The following is a 16679-nucleotide window of genomic DNA, read 5'->3' on the forward strand; positions in this document are numbered from 1 at the left end:
GCGGCCAGCGCGTCGGCGACCGAGCGGACCATCAGCGCGACCGTGTAGATCACCAGCGGCACGATGACGTTGATCTCGTCGAGGATCTTCACGCCGATCAGCACCGGGGTGATCACGATCAGCGCGATGGACGGGATCGTGAAGAGGATGTTGGCCAGCGGGAAGAGGATCGCGCGCGCCGTCGCGGATCGGCTCGCGAACCACCCGAGCGGAATCGACAGCGCGAACCCGATCAGCACCGGCACGATCGAGAGCCGGAGGTGCACCTCGGTGACTTCCCAGAACCTCTCCCAGTTCTCGAAAATCCAGGTCACTTCGGGACCTCACCCGCCGCGCGGGCCTTCGCGAGCGCTTTGATCACGTCGTCTGCCTGCACGACGCCGACCACCGCGCCGGTCTCGTCGACCGCCACGCCGAGAGCCGACGGCGAGCTGAGCGCCGCGTCGAGCGCGCCGCGCAACGTGGTGCCGTCGTACAGCGAGCCGCCGGAGATCAGGTCCTTCTCGACCACCTCGACCTCACCGTCCACACCGGACAGCCAGCCCTTCGGCCGGTTCTCGTCGTCGACGACGAGCGTCCAGTCCGCGACGGCGATGCGCTCACCGAGCTTCGCCGTGTTGATCGGGTGCACGGGCACGTCGGCGTGCAGGAACGTGAGCGTGCGGTAGCCGCGGTCCCTGCCGACGAACGACGCCACGAAGTCGTTGGCGGGCGCGGCCAGCAGCTCCGTCGGCCGCGCGTACTGCGCGAGGTGCCCGCCGGTCTGGAACACCGCGACGCGCTCACCGAGTTTGAGGGCCTCGTCGATGTCGTGTGTGACGAAGACGATCGTCTTGTCGAGTTCCGCTTGCAGGCGAAGGAGTTCGTTCTGCAGGTCCTCCCGGACGACCGGGTCCACCGCGCTGAACGGCTCGTCCATCAGCAGCACCGGCGGGTCGGCCGCGAGCGCACGCGCGACGCCGACACGTTGCTGCTGACCGCCGGAAAGCTGCGCCGGATAGCGCTTGCCGAACGCCGGGTCGAGCCCGACGATCTCCAGCAGCTCCGCGGCACGGGTGCGTGCCTTTCGTCTGTCCCAACCGGACAGCAGCGGCACGGTCGCGACGTTGTCCAGCACGGTGCGGTGCGGGAAGAGACCCGCCTGCTGGATCACGTAGCCGATACCGCGCCGCAGGGTCGGCGGGTCGACGGTCAGGACGTCCTTGCCGTCCACCAGGATCGTGCCCGACGTGAGGTCGATCATGCGGTTCACCATGCGCAGCGACGTCGTCTTGCCGCAGCCGGAAGGGCCGACGAACACCGTGATGGTGCCCGCCTCGACCGTGAGGTCGAGCTCGTCGACAGCGATGGTCCCGTCCTCGAACCGCTTGGTGACGGCCCGGAACTCGATCACCCGAAGATCCCTCCGGTCGTGACGACCTCCCGGTTTGGGTCGCCCTGGATGCAGATCTGTGTGACCTTAACTCGTTCGGCGTACCCCGGCGCAACGTTCCAGGATGTGACGGGCCGTATGGTTTACCGCTTGTGACGATCGACCAGGTTCGCCAGTTGGTGTCGGAGCGCGGCGTGCACGCCCGCAAGCTCCGCGAGGTGTTGTCCCTGCTCAGCGAGGACTGGCACCCGCTGGCCGAGCTCGTACGCCTGCCCGCCGTGCCCCGCCGCACCGTCCAGGAGCTGCTCAAGGCGGCTGGTGACGACATCGAATCTTCAGACGATCGTTACCGCATCGCGCCTGGTCGGGTGGCCTCCTACCGTGAGGCGTTCGACGTTTCGGGAGTTCGCGACCACACGGACGTGCTGCGCCAGATCCTCGTGGACATCGCCGACGTCCCACCGCCGTTGTCCTCGTTGGATCACGTGCAGGCGACCGCGGAAACCGCTCTCAACCGCGCCGTGTGGCTGAATTCCACCTACGACCTGGCAGGCAAGCGTTTGCTGTGTCTGGGCGATCACGACCTGACCTCGCTCGCCGTGGCGGCGGTCAATCCTCACGTGTCGATCACGGTCGTGGACCTCGACGAGCGACTGCTGGAGTTCATCGACTCGCGGGCGGCCTCTCGCGGCTTCGACGTCCGGACGTTGCACTGCGACATGCGTTTCGGGCTGCCCGCCTCGGTTCTCGAGTCCTTCGACCTGGTCTTCAGCGACCCGCCCTACTCGCCGGAGGGCATGGGGCTGTTCGCCGGACGTGCCGTCGAGGCGCTCGCGGACATCTCCGCCGGACGTGTGCTGCTGGCATACGGGTTCTCCGACCGAACGCCCGCGCTGGGGTTGAAGGTGCAGCAGGAACTGCAGAAGCTCGGGCTGGTGTTCGAGGCGATCCTGCCCGCGTTCCACCGCTTCGACGGTGCCCAGGCCATCGGTTCCGCCGCCGATCTGTACGTCTGCCGGCCGACCGGTCGGCGCGCGGTGTCCGGCGGGACGCGGATCTACACGCACGGCGCGCAGTCCGTGGAGTCCTCCGGGCCTTCGAAGGAAGCGTTGTCCGCGTTGTCGGAACTGGCGCCGCGGCCCGAGTCCTCACCGCCGCCCAAGCCGCGTTCCGCGGGGTGGGCGGAGCCGGTCGGCAAGGGTGCCGCTTCGCTGGCCGTCGACCTGTCCGCGGATCCGGGACCGTGGTTGCTGCGAACGCTTCTGGCTTCTTCACCGGCCCGGCTGGCCTGCCTGGTGCCGAACAACCACCCGGCCGTGTCGTCGGAGGCGGGACAGAAGGAACTTCAGGAACTGGTGGCGACGCGGTTCACGCTGAAATTCCTGCGCAACAACCCAGATGGCAAGACCACGATCGTTGTCGCCGATCAGGTGCTGACCGGAACCCTGTCACTGGGCGACCGCACTGTCCGCGAAGTGCTCATGAAGGCACACGGAAAGCTGCGCAACGTCTGGCGCGAAGCGTTGATCACCGCGTCGCAGGGCGTGTTGACCAAGCGGCAGGCCGCGGAGATCGTCGACAACGCCTCCGTGGCGGCCGACGATCTCGAACTGCGGTTGATCGATCTGCCGAAGCACCGGATCGCGGCGCTGCTGCCGCAGATCTCAGCCAGCGCGCGGTATGTGGAGCGGCCCGAGGGCTAGGATCGCGCGGAACTCCTTGGGCGGCACCGGACGCGAGAACAACCACCCCTGATACGCGTCCACGCCGACGCCGCGCAGAACGTGGAACTGAGTGGCGGTCTCAACGCCCTCAGCCACGCACTTGCGTCCCATGGCCCGAGCCATGTCCACCACCGCGCGTGCCACCGCGAAGTCCGAGGAGTCGTTGCCCACACCGGAAACGAACCGCCGGTCCACCTTGATGATCTGCGCCGGCAGGTCCTTCAGCCTGGCCAGCGACGAGTACCCGGTCCCGAAGTCGTCCACGGCGAACTGCACACCGCGCTGCACCAGCTCGTCCATCGACTGACGCACCCGCGAGGGCAGATCGACCAAGGCGGTCTCGACGAGCTCCAGAACCACCCGGTCCCACGGCACGCCGGACTCCATGATCGCGTTCGACACGATGTCGACGAACTCCGGATCGCCCGGCACCAACCCGGCCAGGTTCACCGCCACCGACACCGGACGACCGTCCGGCGCGGGCCAGGTCGCGGCCTCCTTCAACGCCGTCCGCAGCACCCAGCGGTCGAGCTCGCGCATCAGGTCGCCCTGCTCGGCCACCGGCAGGAACACGTCCGGCGGCAGCAGCCCTCGATCGGGATGCGGCCAGCGCACCAGGGCCTCGGCCGTCAGCACGGCACCGTCGACGCCGACAACAGGCTGGAAGTGCAGGGCAAGGCCGTCGTGCTGCAAGGCGTCCCGCAACTGGCCTTCGAGGTGCACCTGACGGTCCGCGGAAGCGATCAACGCGGCCGAAGCCAGGGACACGCGCCCGGCGCCGTTGCGCTTCGCCTCGAACATCGCGGCATCGGCGAACCGCAGCAGGTCCGCGCCGTTGGCTCGCGAGCCGTTCGGCACGGCGGCGCCGATCGAGGCAGAGACCCGGACCAGCTGGCCGTGCACCGGAACGGCGGTCCTCAGAAGCGAAGCGACACGGGTGGCCAGCGCGTCCACGCCGCCCACTGAGTCGATGTCCTCGCAGATGATCACGTACTCGTCGCCGGACAGACGGGCGGCCGTGCAGCCGTCGGGCAGGCCGCCTTCCAGCCGCCTCGCCAGTGCCACGAGGAGCTCGTCGCCCGCGTCGTGGCCGAGGGAGTCGTTGACGCGCTTGAAGTTGTCGATGTCGCAGAAGAAGACGGCGACCTTGGAACGGCCGGGACCTTCCAGCAGCTTGCCGAGGATCTCCTTCACCAGCGCGCGGTTCGGGAGGCCGGTCAGCTCGTCGTGGGTGGCCTGGTGACGCAGGGCCTCTGCGGCGCGGCGGCGTTCGGTGATGTCGAGGAACACGATCAGCCAGAAGCGGCGGCCGTCGTCCTGAACGGACAACGCGATGTGCAGCTCGCAGTAGACCTTCTCGCCGTCGGGACGGACGAGGATGCGCTGCGGGATCTTCTGCGTGCGTTCGGCGGCCCACTGCAGGCCCGGCGAGGTGTCCTCGGGGTGGGTGAGCTGCTCGGCGGTCATGCCGCGGAGCTGCTCCAGTTCCATGCCGAGGAGATCGCACAACGCGTCGTTGGCGTCAACCAGGCGCTCGCCCTCGTCGAACAGGCCGATGCCGACGGGAGTGACCGACACGAGGTCGGTGAAGCGCTGCGAGGAACGCTTCATGCGGGCCTCGGCGGCGCGCTGCTCCGTGACGTCCTGCGCGGTGCCGACGGCGAGCTGCTTGCCGTGCGGGTCGTGGACGATCATGCCGTGGCAGCGGAAGATGCGCATTGAGCCGTCGGGGCGCACCATGCGATGTTCGAACTGCATGGCGACCTCGTCCACCACGAGCTGACGGCACAGGTCGTCGACCCAGCCGCGATCCTCGGGGTGCACCAGATCGAGGTACGCCTGGTAGCTGCCATCAACTTCCGCCGGCAGGCCGACGAGCTCACGCAGCATGTCGGACCACACGACCTGGCCGGTCGCCGGGTTCCACTCCCACATGCCGAGGCGGGCGGCCTGCTGCGCGTCCGCCAGTCTTCGGCGGTCTTCGCGCATCTGGCGTTCCAGCGCGCGTGCCTCGGTGACGTCCTGAATGGTGCCGTGGTAGCGCTCGATGCGGCCGGACGGCGCGATCTCCGCGCGGGCCCGGCACATGTAGACGCGGTCGCCGATCTCGCTGCGGACCTCGACTTCGACCGGAGCGTCGTCACGGGTGTGCAGCAGCCGGTGCCGCAGGTCCTTGACGGCCTCCCTGTCGTCGGGGTGCACGCCGCTGAGGAGGTCGTCGTCCGGGCTCATGCCCAGCTCGGCGTACATCTCCATCAGCACTTCGCTGCGGTGCACGGCGCGCGTGCCGGTCTCGTAGGCCCAGCTGCCGATGCGGGCGATGCGCTGCGCTTCCAGCAGGCGCGCCCGTTCCTGCGCGAGCTCGGAGGCCGCGCGCTTGGACTCGGTGATGTCGCGGATGTAGCCGGTGATCTTGTCCAGCTGGCCTTGATCGGTCAGCCTCGCCTCGGCGACGCCCCTGATCCACCGCAGCTGTCCGTCCGGGCGCACGATCCGGTACTCGATGTCGATCGGGTCGCCGGTCATCTCACGGCCCTGCCAGTACGACTCGACCATGGCGTAGTCGTCGGGGTGCACGACGTCCAGAACGGCCTGCGCTCCCGGCACGACCGCGCCGCGTTCGACGCCGAGAAGTTCGTAGTGCGTGTCCGACCAGACGGTCAGGCCGGTCTCCGGGTCGTACTCCCACGAACCCAGCTCCGCGACCCGCTGCACCTTGCGCAGGCGGCGCTGTTCGTCGCGCAACGCTTCCGCGGCGGCGGCGAGATCGGAGACGTCGATCAGCAGGACGGCCTGCAGGCCTGTTCCCGGAACGGCGTGGCGGGCCACGCGCACCGGCAGCTCGGTGCCGTCGGCGCGCAACAGGCGCAGATCGGACTGGTTGCCGAGGAGAAGTTCGCCGAGCGGGTGCCCGACGAGGTCGTCGGCTCCCTGGGCAGCGGCCAGCTCCACGGCGGCCGGGTTCGCCTGCATGACGACACCCTTGATGTCGACGAGCAACGACGGCGCATCGGGCAGGGTCAGCCCGTCAAGCGTCACCGGAGGCTTCGTAGCCGTCCGTGCACGGCCGTTCACCACCGTCGCGCGTCCCACCCATTTGGGCACCGGCCCACCCTCTCCCGTATCCGCCGCCCGCGGCAATTCGGGTGGGCACGACAACGGCACCCGAACGGCGGCAAACACGAACCCTCTCCTCGGGTGAACACCCGAGGAGAGGGACGGTAGCGCTTCGGAGCGTCATCGCCCAGCCCTGCACGGGTTAACGAAAAGCCACGTTCGTGGTTTCGGTCCCCGTGAACTTGCAAAAGGGTGGCGAATGAACAGCGGGATCAGGCGACGCCGTCGGCCTTCGCGGCAACCGCCACAGCTGCGGCGACCTCGGGTCCGACGCGCGGGTCCAGTGCGGACGGAACAATTCGATCTGGACCCAAATCATCTTTGGCAACGGCGAGAATGGCGTCCGCGGCCGCGAGTTTCATGCCCTCTGTGATCCGCCGCGCACCCGCGTCGAGCGCCCCGCGGAAAATGCCGGGGAACGCGAGCACGTTGTTGATCTGGTTCGGGAAGTCACTGCGGCCGGTCGCCACGATCGCGGCGTGCCTGGCGGCGACCTCCGGATGCACCTCGGGGTCCGGGTTGGACAGTGCGAACACGATCGAGTCGTCCGCCATGCTCGCGATCAGTTCCTCGGACACCTTCGACGACGACACGCCGATGAAGACGTCCGCGCCGCGCAGGGCCACGTCGATGCCGCCGTCGAGGTTGCTGGAGTTGGTGACCGCCGCGATCTCTTCCTTGACCGGGTTGAGGCCGGCGCGACCGGTGCGGACGATGCCGCGCGAGTCGAGCAGCGTGATGTCGCCCGCGCCGGCGGCGATCAGGATCTTGGCGATCGCGATGCCCGCGGCGCCCGCACCGGAGATGACCACCCGCTGGTCACCGATGTTCTTGCCGAGCACCGTGTTCGCACCGTTGAGCGCGGCGAGCGACACGACGGCCGTGCCGTGCTGGTCGTCGTGCATGACCGGGCAGTCGAGCGCCTCGATCAGCTTCTGCTCGAGCTCGAAGCAGCGCGGCGCCGAGACGTCCTCGAGGTTGACGGCGCCGAACGACGGGCGCAGCCTGACCAGCGTCTCGACGATCTCGTCCACGTCCGTCGTGTTGAGCACGAGCGGGATGGAGTCGAGGCCGCCGAACGTCTTGAACAGCGCGGACTTGCCCTCCATGACGGGCAGCGACGCGCTGGGGCCGATGTCGCCGAGACCGAGCACGGCGGTGCCGTCGCTGACGACGACGACCAGGCGGTGCGCCCACGTGTACTTCGCGGCGAGGGCGGCGTCCTCCGCGATGGCCTTGCTCACTCGTGCGACACCGGGGGTGTACGCGATGGACAGCGCTTTCGGGTCAGCGAGCGAGGCGGTCGCGCCGACCTCGAGCTTCCCGCCCAGGTGCGCGTTGAAGATCTCCTCGTCCGTCAGCTTCGTCGGATCGGAGTTCTCGGTACGGGCTTCGTTCACTGCTGTCACGGCGTCCCTCCTGCGGTGCGGGCGGCGTAGTAGCCCCGGACGTGGGCTCATCACCAAACGGCGCACCGGCCCAGCGTTGTCACGCCAGGTACACGGGGCCTTGAAAGTCGGTCGACATCTCCCACGAGTTTTGCGTCGGAGAGCCGCCCGAGTGCTGCGGGTGACGGAAGTGTGGCAGGGTCGCGCTCCGCTGTCTGCGGCGGGGATCACACTTTTTCCGCAGGTCAGAGGGCATGTAGCAAGACGTCCGTCCGGTTTTCTGCACCGACCGGTCGGTTTATGCAGGCAGGAAGCACCCGATCGGTCAAGAAACTTTGACGCCTTAGAGTGACGGCATGCAGGCGAGTTCGCTGAAAATTGACGGCGCGTTCGAGTTCACCCCTCGGACATTCCCCGACGACCGCGGCGTGTTCGTCTCGCCGTACCAGGAGGCCGCCTTCGTCGAGGCGGTCGGACACCCCCTCCGGGTCGCCCAGACCAACCACAGCGTCTCCCGAGCGGGGACCATCCGCGGCATCCACTACGCCGACGTCCCGCCGTCCCAGGCCAAGTACGTCTTCTGCCCGCGCGGCTCGTTCATCGACATGATCGTCGACATCCGGGTCGGCTCCCCCACGTTCGGCCAGTGGGACGCGGTGCTCGTCGACTCGACGAAGTGCAACGCGGTCTACCTGTCCGAGGGACTCGGCCACGCGATGATCGCGCTGGAAGACGACACGACCATGAACTACCTCTGCTCCACGGTCTACAACCCGACCGGCGAACACGGCCTGACCCCGCTCGACCCCGCGTTGGACCTGCCCTGGCCGCGCGAGCTGGCGTTCCTGCTGTCGGAGAAGGACACGTCGGCGCCCACGCTGGCCGAGGCGTACGAAGCCGGTGTGCTGCCGCGCTACGAGGACTGCGTGGCCCTGTACGCGTCCCTCAAAGCCTGAGCCTGGGCCTCGGCCACAGTCGAGCCCTGACGACTCCGAGCACCTCGGCCGGCCCGAGATGTTCGGAGTCCGTGCTCGCGTAGGGGTTGTCTCCTACTACGTGCCACCCACCGTCCACTGGGTGAGAGGCGCGCTTGATGGACAGTTGATCGGGTCTGCCGGCCCACCTGACGAGGACCACCTGGCCCGGCTTGGGCTTCGCACCCCACCTGACCAGCACGATGTCCTCGTGGCGGAGTGCCGGCACCATCGACGGCCCTGTCACGAGCACGGTAGAGAGGCGCGGTCTCAACGATCACCCTTCGGTCAGCCGGAGTAGGGTCTTCTTGTCGGAGCATCCACTGTTTTCATTCTGGGAGGAACGATGCGACTCGTGTCGCGCATTCTCCGCCCGCGCGTCGAAGCCACCGCGCATTGCGACCTGCCCTGCGGCGTCTACGACCCCGCGCAGGCCCGCATCGAGGCCGAGTCGGTCAAGGCGGTCCAGGAGAAGTACCAGGCGAACGAGGACCCGGAGTTCCGGGAGCGCGCCGTCCTGATCAAGGAGCAGCGCAGCGAGCTCGTCAAGCACCACCTGTGGGTGCTGTGGACGGACTACTTCAAGCCGCCGCACTTCGAGAAGTACCCCGAGCTGCACGACCTGTTCAACCGCGCCACCAAGGCCGCGGGTGCGTCGGGCACCAAGGGTTCGATGGACCCCGCGTCGGGTCAGGCCCTGCTGGACCTGATCGCGCAGATCGACAAGATTTTCTGGGAGACCAAGCAGGGCTGAGCCCTCGCTGTCTTTCTGAACGGCGCCGCATCCCTGGGCAGGGTGCGGCGCCATTCGTCGTTCGGGGGTAACCCCGGGTTGGTGGCGTGCGATGTGACCTGATGCACACGCTGTGAGGGTGGGGGTTTCGGGTGGCCGGTGACTACGAGCGGGACTTCTTCGTGTCGTACACCCAGGCCGACAGATCGTGGGCCGAGTGGATCGCCTGGGAGCTGGAGGCGCAGGGTCACCGGGTGTTGATCCAGGCGTGGGACATCGTGCCCGGTAGCAACTGGGTCAGTGCGATGCACCAAGGCGTGCAGGTCTCCGAACGCACGATCGCCGTGTTGTCCTCCGCCTATCTGGAGTCCGTGTACGGAGCCGCCGAGTGGCAGGCCGCGTGGCGCGACGATCCGGCTGGAGGCGACCGGAAGCTGCTGGTGCTGCGGGTGGAGGACTGCGAGCGGCCGAGCCTGCTGGGCTCTGTGGTCTCGGAGGACCTGTTCGGCTTGGACGAGGTCGCCGCGCGCACACGACTGCATCGTGTCGTTCGAGGTGCGTTGACGGGCCGGCTGAAGCCGCCAGAGCCTCCTGCGTTTCCTGGGCGGGCCGCCGCCACGAAACCGAGTTTTCCCGGCACGCTGCCCGCTGTGTGGAACGTGCCACCGCGCAACCCCAACTTCACCGGCCGAGCCGAGTCGTTGGAGCGGATGCGTGAGGCCCTGCGTTCCAGCAAGACGATCGCCGTGCACTCGTTGTACGGCATGGGAGGCGTGGGCAAGACACAACTCGCGATCGAGTACGCGCACCTCTTCGCAAGCGACTTCGACGTGGTGTGGTGGATCCCCGCCGAACAACCGGCCGTGATCCCCGACCACCTCACCGAGCTCGGCATCGCCCTGGGCATCGACGTCGACCCGTCCACCACCAAACGGGTTCTGGACTACTTGCGCGGCCGGGCTCGGTGGCTGCTGGTGTTCGACAACGCGGAAGAGCCGTCCGACCTGTGGCCCTATCTGCCATCGGGCCATGGCCAGGTGGTGATCACAACGCGGCGCGGTGGATTCGCCGCGCTCGGCACCGTGCTGGACCTCGACGTGCTGGATCGGGCCGAAAGCGTTGCCCTGGTGCAGCGCCGGCTGCGCACCGCGTCCCGCGAGCAGGCCGAGACGCTGGCACAGCTGCTCGGAGACTTGCCGCTGGCGATCGAGCAGGCTTGCGCCTACGCCGAGAGCACAGGGTTGTCCGTGGACGACTACGTGCGGCTGTTCCGCGAGCGAGCGGCGGACATGATCGGTCGCGGACGGGTCATCAACCGGCACGAGACCCTGACCACGCTGTGGGACCTGTCGCTGACCGCGCTGAGCGAGCGGAATCCCGCTGCGAGCCAGCTGCTGGACCTGCTGGCGTGGATGGCGCCTGAGCCGGTGCCGCTCGACCTGTTCGTCGACAATCCCGATGAGCTTCCGGTTCCACTGGCTGCGGCGGCACGAGATCCGCTCGACTGGGCGGAGACCGTCGGCGCCCTGGCCGACGGGTTCTTCGTGCGGCGCACCAGCACCGAGATCACGATCGCCCACCGGCTCCTGCAGCAGTCGCTGCGAGCACATCACCTCCGCCGGCCCAGCGCGGAGACCCCGCGGCCAGGACGCGCGACCGCGCAGGAGCTCCTCGATGCCGATCTGCCTACCCAGATCGAGGACGCACCGGAGAACTGGGCGCGATGGCGCGCGTTGCTACCTCATGTCCTCGCGGTCCTCGATGGCATGGAGAGCAGCGCCCCAGAGCACACCACCGCACCCAGCCTGTGGCTGCACGAGCGCACGGCCACCTTTCTGCAGGTCACAGCCCGTGCCGTCAACGCCCTCCCTTTGTTCGAACGAGCCCTCGCCATCTTCGAAGCCACCTACGGCCCCGACCACGTCAGCGTGGCCACCACTCTGAACAACTTCGGCACTGCACTCAACGACCTGGGCCGCGCCGGCGAAGCCAAGCCCTTGCTCGAACGTGCCGTCAGCATCAACGAAGCCGCTCACGGGCCCGACCACCCTAGGGTCGCCGTCAATCTCAACAACCTCGGCTACGCGATCAACTTGCTGGGCCGCCCGACCGAGGCGATGGACCTCCACGAACGAGCCCTCGCCATCTTCGAAGCCACCTACGGCCCTAATAACGTCGATCTGGCAGCCTGCCTGAGCAACCTCGGCAACGCGATCAGCGGGTTGGGCCGCCCGGCCGAAGCAATGGACCTCCACGAACGAGCCCTCGCCATCTACGAAGCCACCTACGGCCCCAACCACCCCTACGTCGCGGTGACTCTGAACAACCTGGGCGACGTCCTCCGCAGAGTCGGCAGATCGGCGGAGGCCCGACCCCTGCACGAACGAGCCGTCACCATTCGCGAAGCCATCTACGGGCCCGACCATGCCGCGGTCGCTTCCAGCCTGGTCCACCTCGGAAATGCCTTAGTCGATCTGGGACGACGTGACGAGGCCGAACCGCTGTTCGAGCGAGCAAAGATGATCCGGAAACGCAATGGTGCCGCCCCCGAGTAGGAAGCGGCACCGTTCGCTTGCAACACAAGGATTACGCGGCGTCCGCCACCTTGCCGGTCACCTCGAACCCGATGCCCGTGGGCGACTCGCCCTCGAACTTGAACCGCACCTGCTCCTCCGCCTCGGTCTCGGAGTCGGCCGAGGAGGGCACCTTGATCTCGTACGTCGTCTGGCCCGGCGGGACGTACACCCACAGCTCAAGCCCCGTCGAGGAAAGCGGTCGCGACGGCGTGGCCTCTTCGCCCGAGTTGCCGAAGAACCACTGGGCATCGACGTCCGTTGTGGACAGTTCCGGCGCACCCGAAGGTGCCACCGGCTTGCCCACCACGATGACGCCGGAGTCGGCGGCCTCCGACAGGGTCAGCTTCCAGGTCAGCGTGCCGCCCTCCTTCACGCTGTCGGCGACCGGCGTGACCGTCACGGTCGGCGCCGGGTCGTCGTTGCGCACGAGCAGGCCACCAACGGCAGAACCGACAACAGCGTTGGAGATCGCCAGCACCCCGACGGGGTGGCGGGTGTCGGCGCTCCACCTGGTGTTGCCGGTGAAGGAGACCGGCACCTCGGTGCGGTGCTCGCCCGGCTTCAGCGTCACGAGCTTGGTCACGGGCTGGTTCGCGGAGTCGTTGTAGAAGAGCCGGACGACGCGAGTGCCGTTGCCGGTGGCGGTGACGGTGATGTTGCGGGTCTGGGTGCCGGAGTTGCCCTCGTCGACCGACGTGACAGTGGCGTCGACGCGGGCCAGACGCGTTGGCACCACCGGGACGAGACCTTTGTTCCAGCCGTAGGCGTCGATGAGCCACGCCTCGCCGGAAGCGGACTCGGGGACCAGTTCCAGCGCGGTCACATGACCGATGCCCGCTGGCAGCTGGACGCGGACCTCCTGTGCCCACAGAGCACTCAGGCGCTCGGTGGCCGGCAGACCGGTCACCGAGACCGAACCCAGCGAGCGCTTCTGTCCACTTTGGTCAGTTACGGCGACCCCGAAACGAGAAGCAGGCGAGTTGGGCGGCACGGCCAGGCGCAGCGCAAGTTCCTTCGACCCGTTCAACGAAACGGGCTTGGCGGGGCGAACCTCGCCGGCCTGGCCCGCGGCCGACCACTTCAGCGCGACCGAGAGACGTTCGGGCTGCGAAGCGCCGTAGCGGAAGCCGACGAAGTGCGGCGAACGGGAACCACCACACGCCACCGCGGCGTCACGTGAAATCTGCTGGCACAGCTTTGCGCTGCCGGAAGCAGAGATCGCACCGTCCGGGACGACGAATGACTTGCGGTCGCCACCGATGGCGTGCGAGAGAACGCGCGCCGGGTCAGCGGACGGCGCGCGGACGCCGGAGCCGTCGAGCAGCGGCAACACCGACTCGTCACGGGCCAGGAAGAGACGCGCGGACGCCGCGATGTAGGTGGCGCCCATGGTCTGCTGCTGGTCCGCGGTCAGGCGGGTCGCCATTCCCGGTGAGCACACCGCGTCGGGTTCCTGGCCAGGCCAGAAGTCGTCACTCGCCGGCGCTTCCGCCTGGCCCGGCGTCCACTCGCTGTTGAAGAAGTTGTGGTTCGCGCCGACCATGTACAGCGCGCTGTGCAACGCGGCGCCACGACTGAGGCCGCGCGTCTGGTCCAGGAACATCTGCCCCTGCAGGTCGGAGACGTCGCCGTCGCAGCCGGGCAGGAACGTCACCGACGGCACGTCCGGCGCCGGGTTGTGACCGAAGATCGTCGGGCCGATCAGCACATCGCCGCGGATGTTCCACCGCACCGGTCCGCTGAACCCCGTGTCACCGGGCGGCGGGGTCAGGCTGTCGGTCGCGGCACGGTTGACGCCCTCACCACCGCGGGAGTGGCCGACCAGCAACACCTTCGACATGTCGGCGGCGGGCGCCGCCTTCACCGCGGCGGGCACCGAGCCACGGCCTGCCGACCAGTCGGCCCACTTCGCCAGGTGGTGGCGGACCAACGACGAACGCGCCTGTGCGCCCGCGTCGGCGGTCATCGCATCCTGGGCGTTGACGCCGTTCGCGGAGATCGACACCGTCAGATATCCCTGCGAGGCCAGCAGTTGCTGCGCCTTCAGGTACCCGCGGTGGCTCGGCACGGCGGTGGATCCGGCCGGGCACGGCCAGGCCATCAGGATCTGGTTCGGGTTGGTCTTGCTGTAACAGGTGAAGTGCCTGCCGTGCAGGAACAGCACCAGCGGCCGCTTGCCGGAAGCACCCTTGGGCGCGACGACGACGGCCTCCATCTCGATCGGCGCCGCGTACTCGGGCAGCTTGACCGGGTCGAGCGAGTACTCCCCGGTGCTCGTGGCGTACGGCCCCGGCTTGCCGGGATCCACCGCCGCCTCCGGCTGCAAGGCGGGCAGTTGGGGCGCGGCGAGCGAAGCAGCCGCGGGCTCGGTGACGTCCAGCCGGCGCCCGGCCGAACGCACCTGGAGCGCGCCCGGATTCTTCAGCGAGGCCGACAAAGTGAAGGTGCGCAGGTCGGCCGACTCTCTGGCCAGACCGAGGAACCTGTCCCCCTCCCAGAACTCCACGCCCGCGTCCGACAACGGCATCGGCGTGGGAGCGGTCCACCGGATCACGTCACCCGCGACGGCCCAACCGGGCGACGGCGGTTCCGGCGCGGCCGACGCGGGCAGAGCCGGTAGGACCGCGGCGAGCAGAACAGGTATCAAAAGCGCGACTGTGCGGCGCATGTGTGGGTCCCCCTCATAAAGGACGAGCCACTCCGTTCTATCGACGCCGCACAGCACATGGCACGTCATTGCGCAGGGAATCTGCCAAATAAAACAACAACCCGACCGCAGTAGTACGCCGTTCGGCCCAACGCCGGGGGATGCGTTACATGCACAACCGAAACGTCACTGGTCCCTGGTGTCGGTTTCGCGCTCGTTCTGGCTCAGTTTGTTCCACGTCGAGGTCAGCTCCGCTCGGATGCGCGCGACGCGGACGCCGAAGGCCTCGCGGATCTCCTGGGGGTCGACCTCGTCGGGTGCGCCGTGGTCGGGGTGCTCGGCGGTCATGGCGAGCGGGGTACCTCGAAGGTGGACTCCCCCAAACGTGCTCCCCGTCACTCCCTAGGATCGAACAGGTGAGCACCCACCTCTACCTGCTGCGTCACGGCCAGACCGAATGGTCCGAGAGCGGCAGGCACACGGGACGCACTGACATCGAGCTGACGCCCGAGGGCGAGCAGCAGGCACGCCGCGCGGGCGCCACGCTCGCACGGCTGAGGGGCACGGACCAGGCACCTGCGCTTGTGTTGACCAGTCCCCGGCAACGGGCGACCAGGACCGCGAAGCTGGCCGGCCTGGAGATCACGGCGACGACCGAAGACCTGGCCGAGTGGGACTACGGCGACTACGAGGGCATCACCACGCCGCAGATTCGCGAGCGCGTTCCCGGGTGGACGGTGTGGTCGCACCCGATGCCCAACGGTGAGACGCACGCGGAGGTGCAGGAACGGGCCCGCAAGGTGCTCGGCGAGGCGCGCAAGATCCTGTCCGGCGGCGACGTGGTGCTGGTGGGGCACGGGCACTTCAGCCGCGTGCTGATCGCGGCGTGGCTGGGACTGGCGCCGGACCAGGGTGTCCACTTCGGACTGGACCCGGCCGGCATCTGCCAGCTGGGCGACGAGCGGGGCGACCCGCAGGTGCGCAGGCTCAACGTGCCTGCGTGGGAGGTGTGATGATCCGGCGTGTGGAACCGCGTGACGTCGACGCGGTCGTGAAGCTGGTGCACGAGCTGGCGCTGTACGAACGGGCACCCGAGCAGTGCCACCTGACCGCGGAACAGCTGCACACCGCGCTGTTCGGCGAGAACCCCGCACTGTTCGGACATGTGGCCGAAGTGGACGGTCAGGTCGTCGGGATGGCGTTGTGGTTCCTCAACTTCTCGACGTGGGACGGCGTGCACGGCATCTACCTCGAGGACCTCTACGTCACGCCGGAGCAACGCGGCAACGGCCTCGGCAAGAAGCTCCTGGAAACACTCGCCCAGGAGTGCGTGGCCAAGGGCTACAGCCGGCTGCAGTGGTCGGTCCTCAACTGGAACGAGCCGAGCATCCAGTTCTACAAATCGCTCGGTGCCGTCCCAATGGACGAGTGGACGGTGATGCGAGTGGCCGAAGAAGCGCTGCAAAAGCTGGCCTCTTCACTCTGAAGGTTGACGGATGGTCTCGAAAGGCTCACGAAACGGGAATTCCACACAGGACCGGTGCATGGTGCTGGCAGCGTCCCCGCACGCCGGTCCCCCGGCACCAAAAAGTAAGCGTGGAAAGAAGGAAAGACCGTGGGCACTGACCCGACTACCGTCGACCCGGCCGCCGCTGCAGGCATCGGCATCGTCGGCACGATCATCTACCTGGCCTTCGCCGTCTTCGCGATCGTCGTGATGTGGAAGGTCTTCGCCAAGGCCGGGCAGCCGGGCTGGGCGGCGATCATCCCGATCTACAACATCTACGTGTGGCTGAAGGTCGCGGGTCGTCCCGGCTGGTGGCTGATCCTGTTCCTGATCCCGATCGTCAACATCGTCATGGCGCTGATCGTCTCCATGGACATCGCCAAGTCCTTCGCGAAGGACTCCGTGTTCGGCGTCGTCGCCCTGTGGCTGTTCAGCATCATCGGCTACGCGATCCTCGCGTTCGGTGGCGCGCAGTACCGCGGCCCGGCCGCGCTGGCGGGCCAGCAGGGCGCCTACCAGGGCTGAGCACCTGAGCACGACCAAGGCCGGGCCAGAAGACACCCCTGTACTTCAGGCCCGGCCTTCACTATGGTCGGTGATGAAACCGTTTTCAGAACGTTTCAGACGCCGAGCTGCCGCCG

The 16679-nt window shown here is 68.0% G+C and carries 14 protein-coding genes; 7 read left to right on the plus strand and 7 right to left on the minus strand.

The annotated features are described in order from the left end of the window. Both FXN61_RS18210 and FXN61_RS18215 read right to left on the minus strand, forming a co-directional pair. Window positions 1-314 (minus strand): ABC transporter permease family protein (locus FXN61_RS18210; protein ID WP_512698749.1); only part of this gene is annotated, 314 nt, incomplete at its 3' end. After that, window positions 311-1393, minus strand: coding sequence for an ABC transporter ATP-binding protein (locus tag FXN61_RS18215; RefSeq protein ID WP_167975262.1), 1083 nt, complete (start codon window positions 1391-1393; stop codon window positions 311-313). The genes FXN61_RS18210 and FXN61_RS18215, both read right to left, overlap by 4 nt. A gap of 131 nt (window positions 1394-1524) precedes the next feature. Between FXN61_RS18215 and FXN61_RS18220 the strand changes: the two genes are divergently transcribed. Next, complete coding sequence (locus FXN61_RS18220; protein WP_167975263.1) at window positions 1525-3075, plus strand: bis-aminopropyl spermidine synthase family protein; 1551 nt, start codon at window positions 1525-1527, stop codon at window positions 3073-3075. Here FXN61_RS18220 and FXN61_RS18225 read toward each other — a convergent pair. Further along, window positions 3037-6135, minus strand: a complete 3099-nt coding sequence (locus FXN61_RS18225) for a bifunctional diguanylate cyclase/phosphodiesterase (protein ID WP_312877825.1) — start codon at window positions 6133-6135, stop codon at window positions 3037-3039. The genes FXN61_RS18220 and FXN61_RS18225 overlap by 39 nt on opposite strands. Window positions 6136-6425: 290 nt before the next feature. Further along, a complete protein-coding gene (locus FXN61_RS18230) occupies window positions 6426-7622 on the minus strand; it encodes an NAD(P)-dependent malic enzyme (RefSeq protein WP_376770672.1) in 1197 nt (398 codons plus the stop codon). A 335-nt stretch (window positions 7623-7957) separates the two neighbouring features. Here FXN61_RS18230 and FXN61_RS18235 point away from each other — a divergent pair, with 335 nt between their 5' ends. Then, window positions 7958-8557, plus strand: coding sequence for a dTDP-4-dehydrorhamnose 3,5-epimerase family protein (locus FXN61_RS18235; RefSeq protein ID WP_167975265.1), 600 nt, complete (start codon window positions 7958-7960; stop codon window positions 8555-8557). On the opposite strand, the gene FXN61_RS18240 is transcribed toward FXN61_RS18235, so the two are convergent. Further along, entirely contained in the window at window positions 8547-8828 is a 282-nt protein-coding gene (locus FXN61_RS18240; protein WP_312877829.1) for a S24 family peptidase, read from the minus strand. The two genes, FXN61_RS18235 and FXN61_RS18240, sit on opposite strands and share 11 nt — an antisense overlap. A 93-nt stretch (window positions 8829-8921) precedes the next feature. Between FXN61_RS18240 and sodN the strand changes: the two genes are divergently transcribed. Further along, complete coding sequence (sodN, locus tag FXN61_RS18245; protein WP_030476597.1) at window positions 8922-9329, plus strand: superoxide dismutase, Ni; 408 nt, start codon at window positions 8922-8924, stop codon at window positions 9327-9329. Between the two features lie 131 nt (window positions 9330-9460). Next, a complete protein-coding gene (gene fxsT, locus FXN61_RS55445; RefSeq protein ID WP_167975266.1) occupies window positions 9461-11863 on the plus strand; it encodes an FxSxx-COOH system tetratricopeptide repeat protein in 2403 nt (800 codons plus the stop codon). Between the two features lie 31 nt (window positions 11864-11894). Here the strand turns inward: fxsT and FXN61_RS18255 are convergent, their stop codons facing one another. Together FXN61_RS18255 and FXN61_RS52270 are read right to left on the minus strand one after the other, a co-directional pair. Next, on the minus strand, window positions 11895-14552 hold the full coding sequence (locus tag FXN61_RS18255) for an alpha/beta hydrolase family protein (RefSeq protein ID WP_167975267.1): 2658 nt from the start codon (window positions 14550-14552) through the stop codon (window positions 11895-11897). Between the two features lie 165 nt (window positions 14553-14717). Beyond that, window positions 14718-14879: a hypothetical protein gene (locus FXN61_RS52270; RefSeq protein ID WP_167975268.1), complete on the minus strand. Its 162-nt coding sequence runs from the start codon at window positions 14877-14879 to the stop codon at window positions 14718-14720. 68 nt (window positions 14880-14947) lie between these two features. On the opposite strand from FXN61_RS52270, the gene FXN61_RS18265 reads away from it, so the two are divergent. From FXN61_RS18265 to FXN61_RS18275, 3 genes are all read left to right on the plus strand, one after another. Beyond that, window positions 14948-15544: a histidine phosphatase family protein gene (locus tag FXN61_RS18265; RefSeq protein ID WP_167975269.1), complete on the plus strand. Its 597-nt coding sequence runs from the start codon at window positions 14948-14950 to the stop codon at window positions 15542-15544. Then, a complete protein-coding gene (locus FXN61_RS18270) occupies window positions 15544-16017 on the plus strand; it encodes a GNAT family N-acetyltransferase (RefSeq protein WP_167975270.1) in 474 nt (157 codons plus the stop codon). Before FXN61_RS18265 ends, FXN61_RS18270 begins: the two co-directional genes overlap by 1 nt. 129 nt (window positions 16018-16146) lie before the next feature. Further along, entirely contained in the window at window positions 16147-16563 is a 417-nt protein-coding gene (locus FXN61_RS18275; RefSeq protein ID WP_167975271.1) for a DUF5684 domain-containing protein, read from the plus strand. Window positions 16564-16679: the final 116 nt, after the last annotated feature.

Origin of the sequence: Lentzea indica (genome assembly GCF_012184385.1) — a bacterium.
Lineage (GTDB): Bacteria > Actinomycetota > Actinomycetes > Mycobacteriales > Pseudonocardiaceae > Lentzea > Lentzea indica.